Here is a 19,714-nt window from a genome sequence, read left to right on the forward strand (position 1 = left end):
CGAGAGTTACCATGTTTTGTACATTAGGCGCCGTGGTCGTTTTCTTACAATTCCGCGGGTTTTCCGGGGAAAAGGATGAATTTGCCTTCGCCTTGTTTATGGCTCTTTTTTGGACGGTGATATTGCTGTCTGATCTGTTGCCGTATTTGTTTTCGTATGACGAAAAAGCCATAAGAGCCTATTTTTTCTGTCCGGTCAATGAAAAGGAAATGATTCTGTCGAAAAATTTTTCACTTCTTGTCATCGTCCTGCTTTTTCAGCTCGCAGTGTGTGGATTGGGCCGGCTTGAGTTGCGGGACATGTTCAGTGCGGAGATCATTCAAGGTCTGATCATCGCGGCATTTTATCTCTACTTTGTCAGCGTCACAGCAAGCACGTATTCAACCATTATAAGTCCGAGAAAGGTTCGGTACGGCGCCGTTCTCGGGCGAAGTTTCCATCGTGGCGTTTTTGTAGTATGCCTGTTTGCGGCCGCCTTGCCGGTGTCAATATATAGCTTTTTTTCGCTTGATTTTCGACTCGTAACCACAAGCCTGTCCGTCATGGCATGGGCAATTTACATCATCAGCCTCAAGCCGTTATCAAGAAAACTGGCTGAGAATAAGGAAGATTTTGTTCACGAAATATCTGGTTGAATTCATATGCAATCTATCGACATACGTAAATTATCTAAGAATTTTTGTTTCAAAACTGCTGTAAACGATTTGAACCTTCAGGTTGAGCAGGGAACTGTTTTGGGTTTTATTGGTCCGAATGGCGCCGGAAAAACCACGACTGTAAACATGTTAACAGGAATTCTGCCGCCGACTTCGGGCACAATAAGATTATTAGGTTTGGATTTTGAGCAAGAAGCTATAACTATTAAGCAACGTATTGGAGTTGTTCCGGAGGATCTCGCCTTGTTTGAACACCTTAGAGGCCGAGAACAGCTTTATTTTACGTCTCGTATTTATGGGATGCAGAAAGCTAACATAGAAGAGCGTACGGATGAACTTTTTGAGGTTTTCGGGTTGCAAGGTCAAGAGGACAAATTCGTTCATGAATATTCTAAAGGCATGAAAAAAAACTTGCTTTTATGTGTGCCATCATTCATGAGCCGGAAATTCTGTTCTTAGACGAACCTTTTGAGGGCTTAGATCCGATTTCGACAAAGGCTATACAAGATAATCTAAAGCTGATGTCACAGAATGGTGTTACGGTGTTTTTGACTTCTCATAATCTTTCGATGGTGGAAGAATTGTGCACCGAAGTTGCCATTATCCATGAAGGGTCGTTAGTATTTCAAAGTCCAACCATAGATATTCGGAGCCGGATCAAAGACGAGTTAAGTGGTGAGACCTATGGAGATTTGGAACAGTTGTTTCTTGATTTAGTCTCATCGAATAACGAAACGCGTTATCTGTCATGGCTTAAAAAGCAAAGGATTCAATAAGTATCACTGTTATGAGATTCCTAGTGAAAACAAACGCTATCTCATTCTAATTCAAAATTTTAAAAAATTCAAGATTGTTTGTTTTCATAAAGTCAAGCTGTAAAAAATAACGATTTCGTTAAAAAATCGTTGACAAATCACAAAATGTTTATTATCTTGACAAAAGAAATTTTAAATCGATCGACTGGTCCTAAATCAAACGACAGCCCTTCCCAAATTTGAAAAAAAGACAAAATATCAATAAAGGTTAACTTATTGTCGTAATTTTGTGCGTTTTTCCTTGATTTTCTAAGACGAAGGCCGTATATTTTTAGCGACCCGAACAGTATTTTCCTTCAAAGGAGGTTTGTCATGAAGAAAAAACTGTTCGCACTCGCAGTAATAGCCTCACTTTACGTGCTTTTCATCTTAGCCTTCACCGCTTTGGACAATCAGGGGAAAGTAAGTAAGTTCTTTTCTGACGTTGGTTTAAGCAATGAAACGGCTATGGCGTCCACCGATTTAAAATCTAAATCGAATCCAACACCAAGTATAAAAAGTCCAATGCCGAAGCCAGAGAAGCCTAAGCCGAAACCAACTGATAGTGTTTAATAGAGTAAATAAGTAGACGTATAATTATCTCATCTTCTGTTCGGGTCAATATGTTTAAAAAGGTTTTTGGTATTCACTTTAGGATCATTAACATTTGGTTTGGTTTCGGATTGTTTTTAATTGTCATTTCCAACCTACCTCACCAAAGGTGTGCCAATATTTTCCTGGATCAATGTATCTCTATATTTTCTTTTGTTTCTACAATGTCTGTATTTGTTTTTACAAGCTCAAAGCAATAAATTTATCTTTTTGAACATCGCACTTTTTTCTCTGATAAGTTGCTTGGGCGTTACATATATTTTTATTGGCGAAGAAAATCTATTTGGTAGTTACAATCTGGCTTTGACTTTATATGAATACCAAACCATTGCTCTTAACTTTTCGTTTACACTGTGTATCGTTTACATTTGTATAAAATATCTTTTCAGAAATTTTAGCCCACTCCGCATTTACGCTATCAGCTTATCAATAATCTTACCTATTCTGATCTGGCATTTTTATCCATTCTTTCTCGATAAGTATTACATACTTGACCACGGAGCACTTTTCGACAAAAACCTGTTATATTTTAATTTTCTACCGTTGTTTTTTCTCATTTTTTTTGGTATTCTGTTATACAGATATGATAAGTCACTGGGAGAGCATCTCAACGCTATTATGGTGTGCTTTTTTATCATGACTATTACGGATATCACAAATTTGTTAGGTTATGTTTATCATATTATGATTTTCCAATTGACTCAATACATACTCTTAATTACTCTGTCATTCTTTTTAATTACCATGTTTAAGTTACTAAACCATTCTTACTCAGCATTTGGACGATTTTATGATTCAATTATCGTTGAAAGAAAAAATCTTGGTGTTCCAATCAAAAGGAAAAAAAGTACCGGAGTTTTAATCCTGCATTTTGCAAGAGCCTATTTTCACCAGCGGCGCAATAGCATCACTTTCGGCACTTTATTTTTCATCTTTTTAATAAACTATTTTGAGGTGCCAATTTTTGTAAAGTTGAATTTAGCAGTACTTTCTTTCGGAGTATTTATTCTGTTTTTTTATCTTACCGTGCTTTATCAAAAACGATCAAAGGAGGGAAATCTAATTAATTAAATTCTAATATTAAAAGGGTTAAGAGATATGAATTTAAATAATACATCTATGCACCAGCCTGGTAATCACAGATTTATTGGAAATAGTCCGGAGGCAAAACGTATTAACCGGGCGATTAAAAAGTTTGCCAAAGTAGACAGCAGTGTTTTGTTAGTGGGGGAGACAGGGGTAGGAAAGGAATATATAGCCGAAAAAATTCATTTACTGAGCTCGCGAAAGAATCGTTCTTTTGTGTCGATAAATTGCTCCGCCCTTGGGTACACGATTGGCAAAAGGGAACTATTCGGAGAAGAAACCGAGGCAAATGGCACAATTCAGCGAACAATTGGGTTGTTAGAGAAAGCCAATAACGGAGTGCTGTTCCTTGACTACATCGATGAGACTCCACTTGAGCACCAGTTTGAATTGCTGCAGGTTATCCGGGAGAAGAGGTTTAGACGAATCGGTGGAAAGGATAACATACCGCTCGATGTCCGGATAATATCAGCATGTAACGGCGAGATGGAACACACCATTGAAAGCAAAAAATTCAGAAAAGATTTATACTTTTTATTAAAAACGCTTTCAATCAATGTTCCGGCCTTAAAGAGCAGAAAACAGGATATCCCTGAGTTATTTATCTATTTCCTCAAAAATTATTGCCACGAAAATCAATTGGATATTCCGGCTGTTCCTGCCGAGATTTTCGAGTCGATTCTTGAATACGATTGGCAAGGCAATATAAGGGAGTTGAAAGACTGCGTTGAAAACCTGGTGATGATGTCGCCTGAAGGTGAGCTTTCAACGGAATTTTTGCCGTTTGAAACTCAGCGACATCCATTGGACTTTCTTGAAATTGGAAACCTTAAAGGTGTTATTTCTGACGTTGAAACTTATCTTATTAAGAAAGCTTTGGGCAAGTTTGCCGGTAACCAGGTAAAAGCAGCACGTTGTCTTGGCGTACCGGAAGCAACCTTGCGTTTCAAAATGAAGAAATACGCAATACCCAGGGACTGACTTTAAACAACAGCGGACGGGGAAACTTCAACTGAGATTTACCAACTTCGTCTCCCCTTGTTGTTTTGATACACGAATTCTTGAGTTGTACCGTCCGCTTTTCCAACGATCACCAAGTTTGTATGTCCGACGAACAAACCGTTTTCTAGCACACCGGGAATAGAATTAATTTCACGCTCTAATTTATCAGGCTGCCTGATTTGTTTGAAATTGCAGTCCAGAACGTAGTTTTGATTGTCCGTTAGAAAAATTTCCCCACTTTTTTTTCTTAAGTTAACTTCACACCCGAGAGTTCTTAATTTTTTCTGGACAAATGTCCAGCCAAAAGGAAGGACCTCAACGGCCAAGGGAAAAGCTCCAAGAGTTTCTACCAATTTCGCTTCATCGACAATAATAATTTCCTTTTTGCTTGCGGCTGCAACAATTTTCTCTCGCGTTAAAGCACCGCCGCCGCCTTTGATTAAGTTTCCCTGTGCATCGACCTCATCGGCCCCGTCAATCGTGACACCTACTTCTTTAAATTCAGTCAAGAGGGGTATATTATTTTCTTTTGCCAATCTCTCAGTTTCTAAAGATGTAGCAACTCCTTGAACTTTAAGACCAGCGGCAACTCTATGCCCGATAAATTCGATTGCGAACTTTGCGGTCGAGCCTGTGCCAAGGCCGACTATCATGTTATTTTGGACGTAAGTAACTGCTTTTTCAGCAGCTGTTTTTTTGGCTTCAGGAAGCGCCATAATCTGAAATCCTTTTTCACAAATGATTTAATTCAACGTTGGTTTTTTTGAGGTTTTTGAAAAATTTAGAGGAATATAAAAATCTAAATCATGGAAGGCAAGTGCGAATTGAAACTAAAACTTTTTTACTAATCCGACTTTGAAATACCGGTTATCCGAATAGCTGTCGTAATCTAATTTTAGTCCCAGGTTTTGCTTTTCATGGCGTTTGTTAAATTTGAAAACGGCCAATGTTGAGTGGATTGCGCTTATTGCGTGGTTAGTAAAAATGAAGGCGAGGGTTAAATCTGCACGATTGCGGGCACGATCGCTGCTGATTCTCATATCATCAAACTTGCGGCGGTTTTGCTCGCTGTCCCATTTCCAAAAAAAAGTCTCAGTGTCTGTGTAGACGGCGTTAACGTCTCGATTCCTTAGTTGGGCTTGATTGTATGCAAGAATATCGCCATAGTTGCTGATGTCGGTAAAATATGTATCCGATTTACCTTCTAAATTGACTCCCGCGTTCTGCACAGAAAAGTTACGGTAATCGTTCTCAAGCCAATTGCCCCAGGTTGTCAACCCTATAAAGGATCCCCAAAGCAGTACTTCGCTTGCAATAAACACTTTCATTATGGTCCTGGATTCAGCATAGTGCTGTCCCCAGCCGGGGAGAAGCAGTGATTGCAAAAATGCGCGCCCTTTCTTTTTTGACGCCCTACCTTGATTTTCCGTTAAAAGCCAACTGTTTGCAAAATTCTGTGGTTCCTTATTAGCATCCTCAGAGGAGCTGCTGTTGAGAATTTTTTGTTTGAATTTAAATTGCTCTAACGAAGGTGCGAGATTCTTAATTCTATAGCTTTTTTTCTCAGCGGGAGCAGAAAGTAGGGTAGAGCTTAGTAGAACCAAAAAAAGTAAAGCAAACGTGTTTTTTACCATGTCACCCCTAACCTCAGGACCGGAATAATTTCAGTTTGATAGATCTGCTGCCTAACGCTTAACCCAGCCTGCACTCTGCGGTTGAATCTTTTTGTCGTCCAGGCAGCGTCCAGAGCACTGACGACATGATTAAGCAGAAGCAGCGAAGCCAGGGTGGTCGCACGTTTGAAATTACGATCGGAATCGTCTTGCAGTTCTGTGTAAGAAGTTCTCTGCGGAGAAATAGTCCTTAAGTCTTTGCCATTCAGCTCTCCACTTTGGTAGTGGGCGTAAGTGAATGGTTCTTCACCGATCTCTTCCGGTAAAATTTCTTCCCGAAATTCCTGCCAGCCAATGATAAATTGATTGTACTTGCCGATGTTTTCATAATATGGCTGATTTTTTTCCTCAGGTAAAAAGTGAGAAAAGTTAGCACGTTCAAAACTGCGTAAATCATCCATGTTATTGCAGCTGCCGCCGCAGATTTCTTCCATCCAATTCCAGTAAGCATTTTCATCCCATAGGGCATTTGCATCGGCTTCAAACTGATCCTCTAAAAGGTCTCCTCGACTATTAAAGCGAAAATGACCGGTTAAAGCCGCCGCTTCTATGACAAGGAACGCGAGCCCCTTTAGGTAAGAGCGCGAATAAATTTGGCCGCTTCCCGGAACAACTGCCGAGAAAAGCAGAGCTTTGGGAACAGACTTAGCTCCGTTTTGGGGAGGCGAATTCTGAGCTTGCGGTTGAAAATTTTTGAAAAACTCAAACCTTGAATTGTTCTCAATTAAGGAATTAGTTAATATTTCACTGGCGGTTTGCCCTTTTTCTGCTAGCGAGTTTGAATTTAGAAATCCTAAAAAAGACAAGGTTAAAATCAATTTCAACATCATAATTTCCCAAATGTTAATCTAAATAACCAAAAGAGAGTCCGAAATAATAGCGCCACTCTTTGCCGTAACTTTGGTTTTCGGCCTCAAATTTATCCAAACCGTAAGCGGCGTTAAAAAAGATTCGAGTTGGAAAAGAATAGAATGAAAAAGAATCTGCTCTAATCTCAAAACCAACACTGCTTTTAAAATTGCTTAGTTCCAGCTTGTTTTCGTTAAACGCGTTGCCGTAATCGTAAAAAACCCCCAGAAACACTTTGTCAAAATACATATGCATCAAACGCAGACCCAAATGCCTGAATAAGGGAAATCGATACGTGAATCGTCCCAGCAACATTTTTCTACCCTCAATGCTGAAGTATGGATAACCGCGATTTCCCAATATGCCGCCGCCAAAAAAATTGAAAAAACTGTCCACTTTTGTATCGATGAATCCACCCTGAATATCCAAATTAAGCGTATGATCTTTTATGGGCAATTCCCGGAATTCCTTCCAGTCAAGCGTGAATTTGTTGTAGTTATAATTTTCAAAAATTTCTATGTCGATTGGAGTGTCAGTTTTAAAGTCACGCAAAAATTTATTGAATTCACGATCATAATTAAAGGTAATCGTTCGGCCCTTTGGATTGATTTCTGAATTTACTGCGGGCTTTAAGCTGCGGTGGCTGAACTTGAAAGAAAAATCGCGTCCGATAAAATAGGTGTAATTTATAGTTGTCAGGCCTGCCCTGCTTGGAAGCTTTAATCTTGCTCCGTAACGGCTGAACACAAAAGCGGTTCGAAGCATATTCGAATCACTGAGCTTGAATCTTGCACCAATGTCAACTTCAGCTAAATTAAATTTGAATTTATCGGTTACCTCACTCAATTGGCGCAGAGCAAGGTCGTTGGGATCCTCTACTTTGACACTGGTATTTTGAACTTGATTATAGGCCTCTAAGAATAAAGTTGGTCCGAGTTTTCGAAAATCGATGAGGGCAAATAGATCATAATCAAAACGACTGTTTGCAGCAAAACCGGCCAGGAAGCCGTATTTGTTTAAAACATCGTAAGAATAGAGATACGAGCCAACTTTTACCGTACCATAATCAATCATCACCCGCGGCAGAAAACTAACCGGTGAATAGTGGTTTTTGTAACGCTTCACTTCGAAATCAGGTACTTTGGAATCATCGAAATTTCGAATGTTAATATTCTCAAGTAACGACTCCGGAACCGAGTTTTTGATTGATGCCATCTTAATCCCGCTATTTTTATAAGCAAGATATTTGGATTTAGATGCATCAATTGGCATCGGGTTGCTTAATAAAGAAATTTTATAGCCCTCAGAAGTAAAGTTAGCGAAAGCCAATTCACCGCGATCATTTACGGAAGCCATGAAAGCCCCGCCAAGCACGTTGGTTAATTGCTGAGTTTCACCGGTTTCCAAATCTTTGGAGTAAATGTTAAAAATTCCGGTTTTATCCCAGCTAAAATTAATCTTTGCTCCGTCCTTGCTAAACACAGCATCGCGCGAATCAAATGGTCCCTCTAAAATGGTTTTAATTTCAGCTGAAGCAAGCTCAAATAAAAGTAAATCTTTCCCATTACGAATGGATTTAGCGAACAAGATTGATTTGCCGTCCGGAGACCACTGCGGATTGGAAAGTTGTTCGCCGTTTTTAAATTTGGTGAGCTGGTCAATTTTTTTGCTTTCTAAATCAAAGACACCCAGGTTTTTGGTGCCATCTTTGGCGGAAACGAAGACCAACTTTTTACCGTCCGGCGACCAATTGGGACTGTGGGCGCGCTGACCCTTTGTCTGGCGAATTTCCTTTTTCTTTTTAAAATCATAAATGTAAATATCGAAATAGTGCGATCCGCCTTTGCTGCGGGCAGATTTGTTTGCGTAGGCTAACTGGGTTCCATCGGGTGACCAGCTAATCGAGTGCCGAGCTCCAGCGCTGATCGTTTCCGACTTGCCTGTCTCCACATCTTTGACCACCAGCTTTGTTTGCGAAAGATAATCATTCCCTTTATTCGTTAGATAGGCTATTTTCGAACCGTCCGGAGACCATGCCGGGTGTAAATTCCCGAATCCTCTAGATTCAAAGAGCCTGCCCTCGATCTTATTTTCAAGAATATCACGGGTTTGCTGAGAATATTCAGCACGGATTTCATTCGTCCAGTCCAAATATAAATCACGGGCTTTTTTACCGGTGGCCTTTTTCAAGGCACCGTCCAAGGACAGGCGAAAGAAGTTTTTCATATTTTGCGAGACTTTACGAAATGTGTCCACGCCATAATTTTTCGCCAGATAAGAGACGAAGGCATACCCGTGATCATAAACTTTTTCATTACCCAGACTATTTTTGCCAAAGACGCCCAATTCATTATAACTAAGCAATCTCTCATCCAAAGCGGCAGTCCGCAAAATCATGTCACGATGCGAGTCCCAGGTTTCGTAACCTAAACCGGGCACTTGATACTGCGCCACGCCCTCGGCAAACCACCCTGGCATCACGGTCATGGCAAGAGGGTAGGAGACGATCACATTTGGACCGCCATGCAAAACATCTTCCCGCCGGTCCTCTTCATATCCAATCGCTTGAAAATAAAAAGCCGGAATCCGTTGCGTTATCTTCCTTGAAGACTGCAACTGAATCATGTGAGTAAATTCATGAGTGACTACATTTCTCAGCCAATTGTGCGAACCCCTTAGCTCGAAATCCATGGCGCTGGCCCAAATCTCCAGTTTGTCATTGTAATAAAAAGCGGCGCCATTTGAGTAGTCGTCGTGATCGCGAATGATGAAATGATACTTGCTCCCCGGTCGGAACTGGTAAAGTGAGGTTATCGGTTCATAAACTTCTTCAGCAATCTTGGCCACCACTTTGGCAGTGCGCTCCGTGCCATTATGAAAATGGACAAAGAAGTGCCTGGTTTCGATGGTAAACCATTTCAACTCAGGATGATTGTATTCTTCAGATTGTGCCCAGGAGTGCGGTACAAACAACAAAAAATGTGCTGAAAAAATGAGAGCCGTTATGATATTTTTTTTTATCATCCGTTCCTTTAATTCAGGTTGAATCTGAATCCGGTGGAAATGTTTAGCAAATCAGTAAATTTGGATGGATGTCCCAACATTAAATCATTTCTATCGAATAAAACGGAGCATTTCGTTTGTATAAAAAGTGCGGTCCTTGAATTTGCCTGAAATTTTAAGCCCAGGGCACCGAAAAATCCGCCGCGTCTAAACTGATCGCGCATGTTCGTAGTCCAGACCTCTTTCCTGAGGGTCTGTTTTCCCTTGTTTAATCATGGCTTTACTCCCTTGAATGTAATATTCCCCTACGCCCAAACAGACAAAAGGTCTAAGATTATCCAGTAAGGCTTCATTTGGTAATTTAACGCCAGACTTATCGCCCATTCGCGTCGTAATCCGCCATCGAGGAAGTTTGATTCAGGAGTTCGATTTAGAAGAATATCGGGAAGAAATTGTTCGCTTTCAACTTCCATTTGCAAAGAAAGTCTTCTGGACATATTATAATTAAAAAACAGTCCCATGGAGCGATTTGGTGGAGACCTGAAACTCCGTAACGTCAAATTATTGCGGATGCCAAAATTAAATTTATCTTCGCCCGCTGCACCCTTGACATTCTTAGAAGAAAATACAATGCAGAATGGAATTAAAAATAGAATCGATTTTTTCAGCATTTAAAAACACCCAAATTGTTCTTTCTAAAGTTGGAGATACATCTCTTAGAACCTAGTGTGTTCCCGAAAAGACTTTCGGACAAATTATTTAACCACTGCAATTTTGATTATGGCTGCGTCTTTATTGCCGTTTCCATCAGCTTCTACGCGAGCCAAGTAAACTCCGCTTTCAATATTCTCCAACCCCCAAACCACCTCATTCTCAGCCTGCCCAAACCCCGTGCCTTGCAGCTCATCGACTAGTTGACCGGCTAAATCATAAATCTTGATTTTTACTTGCGCCGGCGAATTCAAAGTGTATCTTATTGTGGTCGCATTTCCCTCCGTTGGGTTTGGATAATTGTAAACCAATTTTCCTGGCATAAGCTGACTTCCTGGTGAAGTGGCCGGCAAGCTCAATAAGTTGGCATTTGAATGTTCGGAATCATTAAACAACCCGCCCCAGGAAATATTATCGGGATTAAAAGTATTTGGCAGATCCCAAACATATAAAAATCCATCGTCGGACGCGACTGCAAGATCAAGATCACCATCGTTATCCAAATCAGCAGCAAATGGCGTTGAATTGACAGTGTTTCCAGTCGAAAGAGGAAAGCCTGCTGCAATTTGTCCGGTGGTATGGAAAGCAATGAGCTGGTTAGATGAGCCCACAATAATTTCTTGTGTTCCATCATCATCCAAATCTACCAGGATGAGTGATGAGGGCGTTGTGGCAAGAGTTTGGTCTGAGTTAATTTCAATTGGAAAATGATTTTCTAAAACTCCGATGTGATTAAATGCATGAACCTTATTTTCAGCGCTGAAAACGATTTCTAAAAATCCATCGTCATCAATATCACCCAAAGTGAGTTCGGAAGACATATTCAAATGGGTGGATTTTGGAAAACCGGATGCAGTTGCGCCGGACTCATCAAAAACGTGAATTTCACCTTCATCAGTTATGCATATAAAATTTAGATTTCCATTTTGATCTAAATCTCCGATTACGGGAGACTTCGAGATGGTGCCGTTAGTTTCATTTCGCCAAATTTGAGTTCCGTCAAATTCAATTAATCCAATCTGTCCATTTCTGGCAGTAAAAGCAATTTTATCCGGAGGCAAAAGCGCCAAACCTGAGATTTCATCATCCGCCGCATTCTGGGCAAACCTTGCTGAGCCATCTGGACTCACGATGAGCAAGTCACCTGTTTCCGTTCCAACAACCACTTGAAAACCAATCAAATTAGTTGCAGTGTCGATTATAAGAGGAGGAGTTGTCAACCTTACCGGACTCTCAAATACATACAAACTATCTGCCCTGCCATCTACCGGATTTGTATCTTCCGGTAAATACGCAGCGACTACTTGATCGGTCACCCCTATAACGACACTTTTAGCGCCGCTTTGAAGATCAGCAGAGGCAACTGCTGTCGAAAATACTTTTGAGCCTTTTGGACTTGCAAATATCGCTAATGGCAGAGTTTCAATCTCTCCATTGATTTTTTCAATTTGCCTGGAATCTTGATTTTGAATAAGTTTCGAGCCATCTGAATTCCAAACTAAAATATCCGTACCGGTTTGTGAAGCGAAAATAATTTCCTTATTGGCGTCGTTATTTAAATCTGCAATGACAGGTGAATTCGTTAGGGGGACTGTTGAGCCTGAAAACTGCGGAAAACCGGCGACAGTAATTTCATTCCGAACGCTGAAGCTCATCACAGTATCCGGCTCACTAAAATCCGTAATAAAAACCTGTGGATTGGCACCTGAATTCGACAGACTGCCTGGAGTCGTAAATGGCGTGAAAGCGACCTCAGTTGAATTATTGACTAGCATGTTGATCGGATTTGACCCCCAAAACATATCCTCCGTGGTACCATTTTCTGAACCAGCACCTGCACTTAAAAAACCATATTGTTGACCCAGGTCCTGAGCGCCGTCTGCTTCTTTGAGAGCAACGCCGCGGTGATTCGGATCGGCGTTGACTCGGTTAGATGCGAAATTTGCTTCGATGACCCTTTCGTCGATGTGCCAGATGTGAATTCCAGCCTCAACAACCAATAGCTCCCCCTGGTAAAATAAAAACTTGGGCAAGCCAAAGTCATATTCATCGACCTGGGTAATAACGCCAATCCCTGGGTTGTGTACGATTGTGGGCACCCCTTCACCGGTCCAGGTGAATTCAATCCGCTTACCGTCTGCGTCATTGCCAATTGCAACATTATCGTTGTCGAAATCACGATGCCTGTTTTCAAGTAGAAAATATTCTTTGCTGTCGATAGGAATTTTGTAAATTTTGTTTTGATTCGAAGCTCGTGACGCGGCGATTGGAATATTGTCGCCTTCTCTGATTTCAATTGGCGACTCCCAACCCAAAAAGATTTTCGACCAGGCGCATGGTTCAGCGGGCAAAAGACCGCTGAAGTTGCCCGAGCCCTGATCCATAAGCCCAAAAACACCAATCCCGGGTAAACCGGTATCCGGATTAAACAAAATCGGCAGCCCGAGCTGGCTTCCAAACATGAGCGCCATCGTGCCAAGCAATCCGATTTCAAAGCCCTGCTGACTTTGGGTTTCCGGAAGAATTAAGCCGTCACGAATAAAGAACGAGCCGCCATTTACGGCAATACCTCGATAAGAGGGATCGTTGTTACCCAAATTCTCTTTTAGAATTCCAAAATCCAAAAACACAGATGGGATATCGAGGGGCGTTGGATTAAAATCAAAAGCAAAGTCCCGGCCAACGCCGGCGTGGAACAGAAAAAAACTATCGTAACTGGAAAAATCGATGCTATCGGTAGTATCTGCTAATTGAAAAGCCTCTTGAAACAGCTGGGAAAGTCCTTCATCCAACAGCTCTTCCGAATTAGCCGAACTGTAAGCACTCATTTGCTGAGATAGTTTATAGGAACGAGTCGGGCCTTTTGGATAAACATCGGCCTCTAAGATGAGTTTACTTCTTGAAACTTTTTTATAGTAATTTGCAAGAGCAAGTAACTGATGTTCAAAATAGGTTAGGCCATGCGGAGGTGAGTCTATGGTGATCTCCGAGTCTGGAGTGAGTTCAAATTCTCCGATCCCTGTGGTCAAATCATTGCTATCTTCCTGAAACACGACACGAATTGCGAGAATTCTTAGCGTGTCGGGACTTTGCTTTTTTTGAAAAGTACCTTCGGATACTCGATTCAGGCGAGTGACAGAATTTCCTAATTCTAATAAATCTCTATCTGAAATTCCGTTAGAGTACAGCTTCAAAGTCAAATTTTGGCCGGAAGCTATCTGCCAAAATGAGAGAAAGCATATGAATGTAATAATCTTGATGGTTCGATGACTTGGCATTTAAAACGTATAAGTTGGACGCACAATTTTTCTTGGAAGAAGAATATTAGAAAAGAGTATTAACAAGGATCATGAAGCTGTCTAATCAATTGAAAATTTGGTTAGACAGCCCCATATTTTCATTCGATAGTTTACCGACCTATCATTAAAGAAAAACGCATAGTGTCTGAAAGAGGATGTCCTTCAGGCGCAGCAACGTAAGCAAAATCAAATTGATAATTCGCATATCTTAATCCGGCACCGAAAGACAGGAACTTAACGTTTCCGGCCTCATCATGATTATAGCCTGCCCGCAAAGCAATTAAATCGGCATACCAGTATTCGCCCCCTAAGTTAAATATTAAGTCGTCATTGCCCCAGGCCGTAACCATTGACTTCCAAACAGAATCAGGGCCCTCCGTTGTCCTATTCACCAGCAACTTGTTTACATCAAGTGCCAGTGTGATTTTGTTGTATTGCTGTTCCAAAATGTTATAAGCAAAACCTACTCGGATATTCGTAGGAATGGGATCAGCTTGTGAGGCGTTAATGTAAGTAATCTTTGGACCAATATTGGAAACGTTCACGCCAAAATTGAGCCTGTTAATGAGAAAATTTTTCTTAAGCATACCTAAATCAACTGCAAAAGCATTTGCGACACCAGCACCTTTTTGTGCCCCAACTTGAACATTTGCCAAATTACTCCGAATGAACCTGAAATTAAGACCGACACCCAGGTTTTCGGAGAGCAGCGTTGCGTATGCAAGGGAGATAGCCCACTCATTGCTATTGAACGTTCCCACGACCTCGGGGCTAGTTTCCTCTGTAATGTTTTGTTCACCTAAATTCAAATAAGTAATATTGATACCAATGGTGCCCAGGCCTTCGATGGATTGACGGTATGCGCTAAAGAGGTAGTACAGGTCGCTCAAATTAAACTGCGGCAGCCATTTTGCGTACATGGTGGTGAACTGTTTGTCTTTCTGAAAAGCCAAACCGGCGGGATTCCAGTAAATAGCCGAGACATCGTCTGAAATGGCCACAAAAGCCTCTCCCATGCCAGCGGCACGCGCGTGCGGTGAAATCAGTAAGAATAACAGTGCCGCCTCGCTGACTGCAAAAAGGTTAGATATTGAACAAACCAACACGAGGAGTACTATTACGCTAGTTATGATTCTTTTCATGATTACCTCCAGATAATTTAAAATAATTGAAACTGTAATTTAGCGTTATTAAAATAAAAAACCGAATGCCAAGGCTCTACGACTATAGAAAGAACCTTCACCATTCGGGCACGTAGCCCATACAAAATTCGATTAAAGGAACAGATTTAAAACAGTTTTAAAAATTAACCTAAACCTTTAACGAAATTGTATAAGCGTACTCCTCAAATTTTTTTAAATATATCTAATTAACTTTAGATTGTCAAGATTTTTTTTAAATGAAACTAGACTTTTTAAATATCGGCATGTCTTTTTAAATCTAAAATGTCTTAATCCAAAAGAATATATCATTTACAATTTTCATGCCATGATGTAAAAAGTTGGAAAATGTGGAGTAGAACATGTTTAATATCAAAAACTTATAAGAAAAAAAACTGTTCGTTAATTTAAACGGATTTCAAGAAAACGAAATCATCAATTCAAAAACTGTATTATTTCGTGACATTATCGAAATTTGAATCAGCTGATTTGCGACTGATATTCCTCTGCTGAAAGAAGTTTTTCCAGCTCGGACTCATCACTTATCTTAAGTTTAATTATCCAGCCTTCACCATAAGGATCGTTATTGATGAGTTCTGGTTGTTCTTCTAAAATGCTATTCACATCCTTGATTTCGCCGCTCAAAGGGGCGTAGAGTTCCGATACAGCTTTGACTGCTTCAATGGTGCCAAAAGCTTCCGTCTGGTTGGTTGAGTCCCCTTTATTCGGTAACTCTACGAATACAATGTCACCCAATTCACCTTGGGCATAATCGGTTATGCCAATTGTTGCAACATCATCCTCAATTGCAATCCATTCGTGTTCTGAGGTATATTGTAATGCCTCAGGTATCTCCATGTCAATTCTCCTTTTTTGTTAACTATGCTGCAGCAGCGTACATTTTTGTTTGTATTTTCTCTACATATCTCGTATCAAAATTTCCGGCAATAAAGTCTTCTTGTTGCAGAATCATTTCATGGAATGGTATGGTTGTCGCGATACCTTCAATGACAAACTCTTCCAGGCATCGACTCATTCTTGTCAGGGCTTCCTCCCGGGTTTTACCGTGTGTAATGAGCTTTGCAACTAACGAATCATAAAAAGGCGGAATAACATAACCCGCATAGGCGTGCGTATCGACTCTGACTCCATGACCTCCGGGCACATGAAAGCTGGTAATTTTACCCGGAGAAGGTCTGAAATCTTTTGCAGGATCCTCGGCATTGATACGGCATTCAATGGCATGGCCGCGCATTTTGAATTCTTTATTCCAATCAAATTTTAGTCCGGCGGCAATTTCGATTTGTCGCCGGATCAAATCAATTCCAAAGACCATTTCAGTCACCGGATGCTCAACCTGGATTCGCGTGTTCATTTCCATAAAATAAAAATTACCGTCTTCATAAAGAAACTCAATGGTACCGGCGCTCTCATAATTTACAGCTTCAGCGCCTTTAATAGCCGCATCTGCCATTTTCTTTCGAATTTTCGGTGTTATTACCGGAGACGGAGATTCTTCGATTAATTTCTGATGTTTCCTTTGAATGGAGCACTCCCTTTCTCCTAAAGGAACGACATTACCATGTGAATCGGCCAGAATCTGGATTTCGATGTGACGCGGATGCTCGATAAATTTCTCCATATATAAATCCGGATTCCCAAAACCTGTCTGGGCTTCATTTGTAGCTGTCTCAAATGCCCTGTCAATACCATCTGCATCCCGCACAATGCGCATGCCACGCCCGCCACCGCCCGCTGAAGCTTTAATAATAACCGGGTAACCAATCCCATGAGCTATCTTTTTTGCTTCATTTTTATCTTTTAAAATTCCATCACTACCGGGAATAACCGGGACACCTGCATTCTTCATGGTATCTTTGGCTTTGGCTTTATTGCCCATATCCCTGATCATTTGAGGTTCCGGGCCAATGAATTTGATATTGCAGGACTCACAGACTTCGGCAAAATGGGCATTTTCAGCTAAAAATCCATACCCGGGGTGAATAGCTTCGGCGTTGGTCACTTCGGCGGCGCTGATGATTCGGGGGATTTGCAAGTAACTTTGAGCGCTGGGCCCCGGACCGATACAGACGATTTCATCGGCAAAACGCACATGCAGGGAATCTGCATCAGCTTCCGAATAGACTGCAACTGTAGCGATATCGAGCTCTTTACAAGCCCTGATGATACGGAGAGCAATTTCCCCTCGGTTGGCAATTAAAACTTTCTTGAACAATTTTCCTCTGTATGGTTAGGTGAAGATTTTTTTAAGCGGGTTCAATGCGGAATAGCGGTTGATTATATTCTACCGGCTGGGCGTTTTCAACTAAAATTTCAACTATTTTTCCATCATGCTCTGATTCAATTTCGTTCATAAGTTTCATGGCTTCGATGATGCATAAAACCTGACCTTTTTTAACGGCACTGCCGACTTCTACATAAGGGTCCGCGTCGGGCGCCGGTGAGAGGTAAAATGTTCCAACCATTGGCGATTTAATTTCATCACCGCCGACGCTGGCAGCAGGTGTTTCGGGCTTGGCCTCTTGAGCTTTTGGCTCAACCGGTACCTGGGATGGAGCTGCTGGAGGCACCGAATATGTCTGAGTTGAGTGTGAGTTGGTCATTGAGTTGGGGCTCATTGTATTTTTAGTGATTTTAATGCTGCGACCCCATCGCGATATTTCCAGGGTACCGATATTGCTCTCTTCAACGATTTTAACCAATCGTTTTATCTCTTGTTCTTTCATACCGCCTCCTATCTCATACCGAAATTCGGCAAACGTTTTTCTCTCTAGACCCCCGATTGATGTCAAATGATTGCAATTTAGCCTTGAAAGGTTCTCTTGAAGCACATGAATATAACCGAAATAAGATAAAAATGCAACCCATTTTTGCCAAATTAAGCCCAACAAGGGATGCGGTCTTTAATGTCAGTAAAGCCCAAATCTCTGAACAGCGGTTCGATTTTTTCTCTTTCGGCTCCTACATATTCCAACTTATTAAGATCAGCTCGGAAAGGAGCATTCACGGAGATCGTAGCAAGTTGCTTTGAAAGCTCGCCCATTTCCCGATGCTGAATGAGTTTTTCTCTAACTGAAGCCGCTCCTCGAAGGGGTAAACTTTCCACCGCATCAATATTTTCATAAATTTGTTCAAGACATCCAAAGTGATTCAGCAAAGTCTTTGCGGTTTTCGACCCGACTCCCTGAACGCCGGGAATATTGTCGACCGAGTCACCCATTAAAGCCAACAAGTCAACAATTTGCCCGGGAGGCACGCCGAATTTTTCTTCGACTGCCGCACTGTCATATTGTTCTCCTTTGGCAAAATTCCAAAATGTAACTTTATCACTGACAAATTGAGCAAAGTCTTTGTCGTTTGAAACTACAACTGCTCTATGATTGTCCCCCAAAACCTGATTAAGCAAGGTACCGATGATGTCATCAGCTTCAAATTCATCATCGATGAAAGCAGGCATTCCCATAGCCTCGGTAACCTTGAAACAAGCTTCAAGTTGTGCTTCAAGCTCCGGCGGCGGCAGCCCTCTTTGTGCTTTGTACTCCGGATAGATTTTGTTGCGGAAGGAAGTGTTCAGGTTGCCATCGAACGCAACGGCAATGTGGGTTGGGCTTTCTTTTAGGATTTGAATAAGAAAATCAGTGTAGCCATAAACCGCATTGGCTTGCATCCCATCGGGGGATTTTATAGTAGGCGGAAGCGAATAATAAGCTCTGAAAATGTATGGGCTGGCGTCGATGAGGTAAACGGTTGTCATATTTTTCGCTGATTTGGGTAAAAATGCCTAATGATGCAAAGCAAAATGACATAAAACGTCATTAGCCATTGGCCTTCGGCGTCATTTTTCGAGTAGCACAAAAATACTCGACTTAAATGACAGCGAAGCGTAATGACTGTTGCTCAACTTGTTCGATAGCGGTTCCACCCGTGTTAGTCCAGCTTTTTACAAAATCTAATACCGCTTCTGGATGCTGCGGCACTTTTACTTTCGGAAATATCTTTTGACTCATTCGTTCTTTGTCAATGACAAATGTGGTTCTTTCGACCCCCATCTGTTTTCTGCCGTACATGCTCTTTTCTTTCCAGACGCCGTAAAGCTGAACGACTTCCTTATTCTCGTCGCTCAAAAGAGTAAAAGACAGGCTGTTTTTTTGGCTGAAATTTTGATGGGACTTAACACTGTCCGGGCTAACGCCCCAAATCACGGCGTTGAGTTTTTTAAATTCTGGCTTTAAATCACGAAAGCCTATTGCTTCATTCGTTCAGCCCGAGGAGTTGTCTTTGGGATAAAAATATAGAACGACATTTTGGCCGTGGAAATCGGATAGGCTCACCTCTTCGTCTTTGTCGTTTCTTATCTTGAAATCCGGCACGGCTTGGCCTTCTTGCATATTTCCTCCCGTTTGATTGATGATTCGATATTGATTTCACACGGGAAAACAAGAGAAAATACAAGGAAAACTAAGGCAAGTAATTAAAGTAAGTTAGGGCGTTTCAATTGCTCTTTCTTCTCAGATGTTTTTTGTTACTTTCTCTTTTTTTGTTGCTTATTTGTTACTCATGTATTAAATTGGGACTAAGTAACAAAGCAATCACAAGGCGAGTAACAAGGGATGAATAAGCGGAACACAAAAAAGAAACATTTTCATAAAGCCCTGGGTGCTGTCAAAAAAGGCTACCGCTTAGCCTATCCCCTCACTCAGGGCTTTCTATTTTTGGGGAGAAAGAAATGTCAGTTAAATTAAGAAAGCGGAAACTGGCCAGCGGCAACGTGAGCCTTTACCTTGACATCTACCAGAGCGGCAAGCGGGCGTATGAATTTCTTGGTCTCTATCTCACCAAAGACAAAAC

General features: G+C 41.3%; 18 protein-coding genes. 6 read left to right on the forward strand and 12 right to left on the reverse strand.

Going from position 1 to position 19,714, the window contains the following annotated elements; translation table 11 throughout:
- The first annotated feature begins 11 nt into the window (after positions 1-11).
- The 5 genes from IH879_06565 to IH879_06585 all read left to right on the forward strand — a co-directional run bounded on the left by IH879_06565 (position 12) and on the right by IH879_06585 (position 4,129).
- Entirely contained in the window at positions 12-635 is a 624-nt protein-coding gene (locus IH879_06565; protein MCH7674599.1) for a hypothetical protein, read from the forward strand.
- Between the two features lie 69 nt (positions 636-704).
- The gene (locus IH879_06570; protein ID MCH7674600.1) at positions 705-1,115 is read left to right on the forward strand and encodes an ABC transporter ATP-binding protein; all 411 of its coding nucleotides are present in this window, start codon (positions 705-707) and stop codon (positions 1,113-1,115) included.
- A gap of 62 nt (positions 1,116-1,177) precedes the next feature.
- Positions 1,178-1,432 (forward strand): hypothetical protein, encoded by a 255-nt coding sequence (locus IH879_06575; GenBank protein MCH7674601.1) that lies wholly within the window; start codon positions 1,178-1,180, stop codon positions 1,430-1,432.
- A gap of 351 nt (positions 1,433-1,783) precedes the next feature.
- Positions 1,784-2,023 (forward strand): hypothetical protein, encoded by a 240-nt coding sequence (locus IH879_06580; protein ID MCH7674602.1) that lies wholly within the window; start codon positions 1,784-1,786, stop codon positions 2,021-2,023.
- Positions 2,024-3,160: 1,137 nt separating this feature from the next.
- The gene (locus tag IH879_06585; GenBank protein MCH7674603.1) at positions 3,161-4,129 is read left to right on the forward strand and encodes a sigma-54-dependent Fis family transcriptional regulator; all 969 of its coding nucleotides are present in this window, start codon (positions 3,161-3,163) and stop codon (positions 4,127-4,129) included.
- A 38-nt stretch (positions 4,130-4,167) separates the two neighbouring features.
- Here the strand turns inward: IH879_06585 and rpiA are convergent, their stop codons facing one another.
- The 12 genes from rpiA to bcp form a co-directional block, all read right to left on the reverse strand.
- Positions 4,168-4,866, reverse strand: a complete 699-nt coding sequence (gene rpiA, locus IH879_06590) for a ribose-5-phosphate isomerase RpiA (GenBank protein ID MCH7674604.1) — start codon at positions 4,864-4,866, stop codon at positions 4,168-4,170.
- Positions 4,867-4,980: 114 nt separating this feature from the next.
- On the reverse strand, positions 4,981-5,784 hold the full coding sequence (locus IH879_06595) for a hypothetical protein (protein ID MCH7674605.1): 804 nt from the start codon (positions 5,782-5,784) through the stop codon (positions 4,981-4,983).
- Positions 5,778-6,650: a hypothetical protein gene (locus IH879_06600; protein ID MCH7674606.1), complete on the reverse strand. Its 873-nt coding sequence runs from the start codon at positions 6,648-6,650 to the stop codon at positions 5,778-5,780. Before IH879_06600 ends, IH879_06595 begins: the two co-directional genes overlap by 7 nt.
- A 16-nt stretch (positions 6,651-6,666) precedes the next feature.
- Positions 6,667-9,696 (reverse strand): PD40 domain-containing protein, encoded by a 3,030-nt coding sequence (locus tag IH879_06605; GenBank protein ID MCH7674607.1) that lies wholly within the window; start codon positions 9,694-9,696, stop codon positions 6,667-6,669.
- 284 nt (positions 9,697-9,980) lie between these two features.
- Positions 9,981-10,346 carry a hypothetical protein gene (locus IH879_06610; protein MCH7674608.1) on the reverse strand — a complete coding sequence of 122 codons (366 nt, stop codon included), beginning with the start codon at positions 10,344-10,346 and terminating at the stop codon, positions 9,981-9,983.
- Between the two features lie 84 nt (positions 10,347-10,430).
- A complete protein-coding gene (locus IH879_06615; protein MCH7674609.1) occupies positions 10,431-13,580 on the reverse strand; it encodes a VCBS repeat-containing protein in 3,150 nt (1,049 codons plus the stop codon).
- Positions 13,581-13,795: 215 nt separating this feature from the next.
- Positions 13,796-14,827 (reverse strand): PorV/PorQ family protein, encoded by a 1,032-nt coding sequence (locus IH879_06620; protein MCH7674610.1) that lies wholly within the window; start codon positions 14,825-14,827, stop codon positions 13,796-13,798.
- A gap of 498 nt (positions 14,828-15,325) precedes the next feature.
- A complete protein-coding gene (gene gcvH / locus IH879_06625) occupies positions 15,326-15,703 on the reverse strand; it encodes a glycine cleavage system protein GcvH (GenBank protein MCH7674611.1) in 378 nt (125 codons plus the stop codon).
- A 22-nt stretch (positions 15,704-15,725) separates the two neighbouring features.
- A complete protein-coding gene (accC, locus tag IH879_06630) occupies positions 15,726-17,081 on the reverse strand; it encodes an acetyl-CoA carboxylase biotin carboxylase subunit (protein ID MCH7674612.1) in 1,356 nt (451 codons plus the stop codon).
- 31 nt (positions 17,082-17,112) lie between these two features.
- Complete coding sequence (accB, locus tag IH879_06635; GenBank protein ID MCH7674613.1) at positions 17,113-17,592, reverse strand: acetyl-CoA carboxylase biotin carboxyl carrier protein; 480 nt, start codon at positions 17,590-17,592, stop codon at positions 17,113-17,115.
- Positions 17,593-17,744: 152 nt separating this feature from the next.
- Entirely contained in the window at positions 17,745-18,620 is an 876-nt protein-coding gene (locus IH879_06640) for an exodeoxyribonuclease IX (protein MCH7674614.1), read from the reverse strand.
- Between the two features lie 112 nt (positions 18,621-18,732).
- Positions 18,733-19,254, reverse strand: a complete 522-nt coding sequence (bcp, locus tag IH879_06645) for a thioredoxin-dependent thiol peroxidase (GenBank protein ID MCH7674615.1) — start codon at positions 19,252-19,254, stop codon at positions 18,733-18,735.
- A 338-nt stretch (positions 19,255-19,592) separates the two neighbouring features.
- On the opposite strand from bcp, the gene IH879_06650 reads away from it, so the two are divergent.
- The coding region (locus IH879_06650; GenBank protein MCH7674616.1) for a site-specific integrase at positions 19,593-19,714 on the forward strand (122 nt) is incomplete at its 3' end.

It is taken from the genome of candidate division KSB1 bacterium (assembly GCA_022562085.1).
Taxonomy (GTDB): domain Bacteria; phylum Zhuqueibacterota; class Zhuqueibacteria; order Oceanimicrobiales; family Oceanimicrobiaceae; genus Oceanimicrobium.

Coding starts and splice junctions, on each gene's coding strand:
- IH879_06565 (MCH7674599.1), top strand. CDS start 12: ATGTTTTGTACATTAGGCGCCGTGGTCGTTTTCTTACAATTCCGCGGG.
- IH879_06575 (MCH7674601.1), top strand. CDS start 1,178: ATGTCACAGAATGGTGTTACGGTGTTTTTGACTTCTCATAATCTTTCG.
- IH879_06580 (MCH7674602.1), top strand. CDS start 1,784: ATGAAGAAAAAACTGTTCGCACTCGCAGTAATAGCCTCACTTTACGTG.
- IH879_06585 (MCH7674603.1), top strand. CDS start 3,161: ATGAATTTAAATAATACATCTATGCACCAGCCTGGTAATCACAGATTT.
- rpiA (MCH7674604.1), bottom strand. CDS start 4,866: ATGGCGCTTCCTGAAGCCAAAAAAACAGCTGCTGAAAAAGCAGTTACT.
- IH879_06595 (MCH7674605.1), bottom strand. CDS start 5,784: ATGGTAAAAAACACGTTTGCTTTACTTTTTTTGGTTCTACTAAGCTCT.
- IH879_06600 (MCH7674606.1), bottom strand. CDS start 6,650: ATGTTGAAATTGATTTTAACCTTGTCTTTTTTAGGATTTCTAAATTCA.
- IH879_06605 (MCH7674607.1), bottom strand. CDS start 9,696: ATGATAAAAAAAAATATCATAACGGCTCTCATTTTTTCAGCACATTTT.
- IH879_06610 (MCH7674608.1), bottom strand. CDS start 10,346: ATGCTGAAAAAATCGATTCTATTTTTAATTCCATTCTGCATTGTATTT.
- IH879_06620 (MCH7674610.1), bottom strand. CDS start 14,827: ATGAAAAGAATCATAACTAGCGTAATAGTACTCCTCGTGTTGGTTTGT.
- gcvH (MCH7674611.1), bottom strand. CDS start 15,703: ATGGAGATACCTGAGGCATTACAATATACCTCAGAACACGAATGGATT.
- accB (MCH7674613.1), bottom strand. CDS start 17,592: ATGAAAGAACAAGAGATAAAACGATTGGTTAAAATCGTTGAAGAGAGC.
- IH879_06640 (MCH7674614.1), bottom strand. CDS start 18,620: ATGACAACCGTTTACCTCATCGACGCCAGCCCATACATTTTCAGAGCT.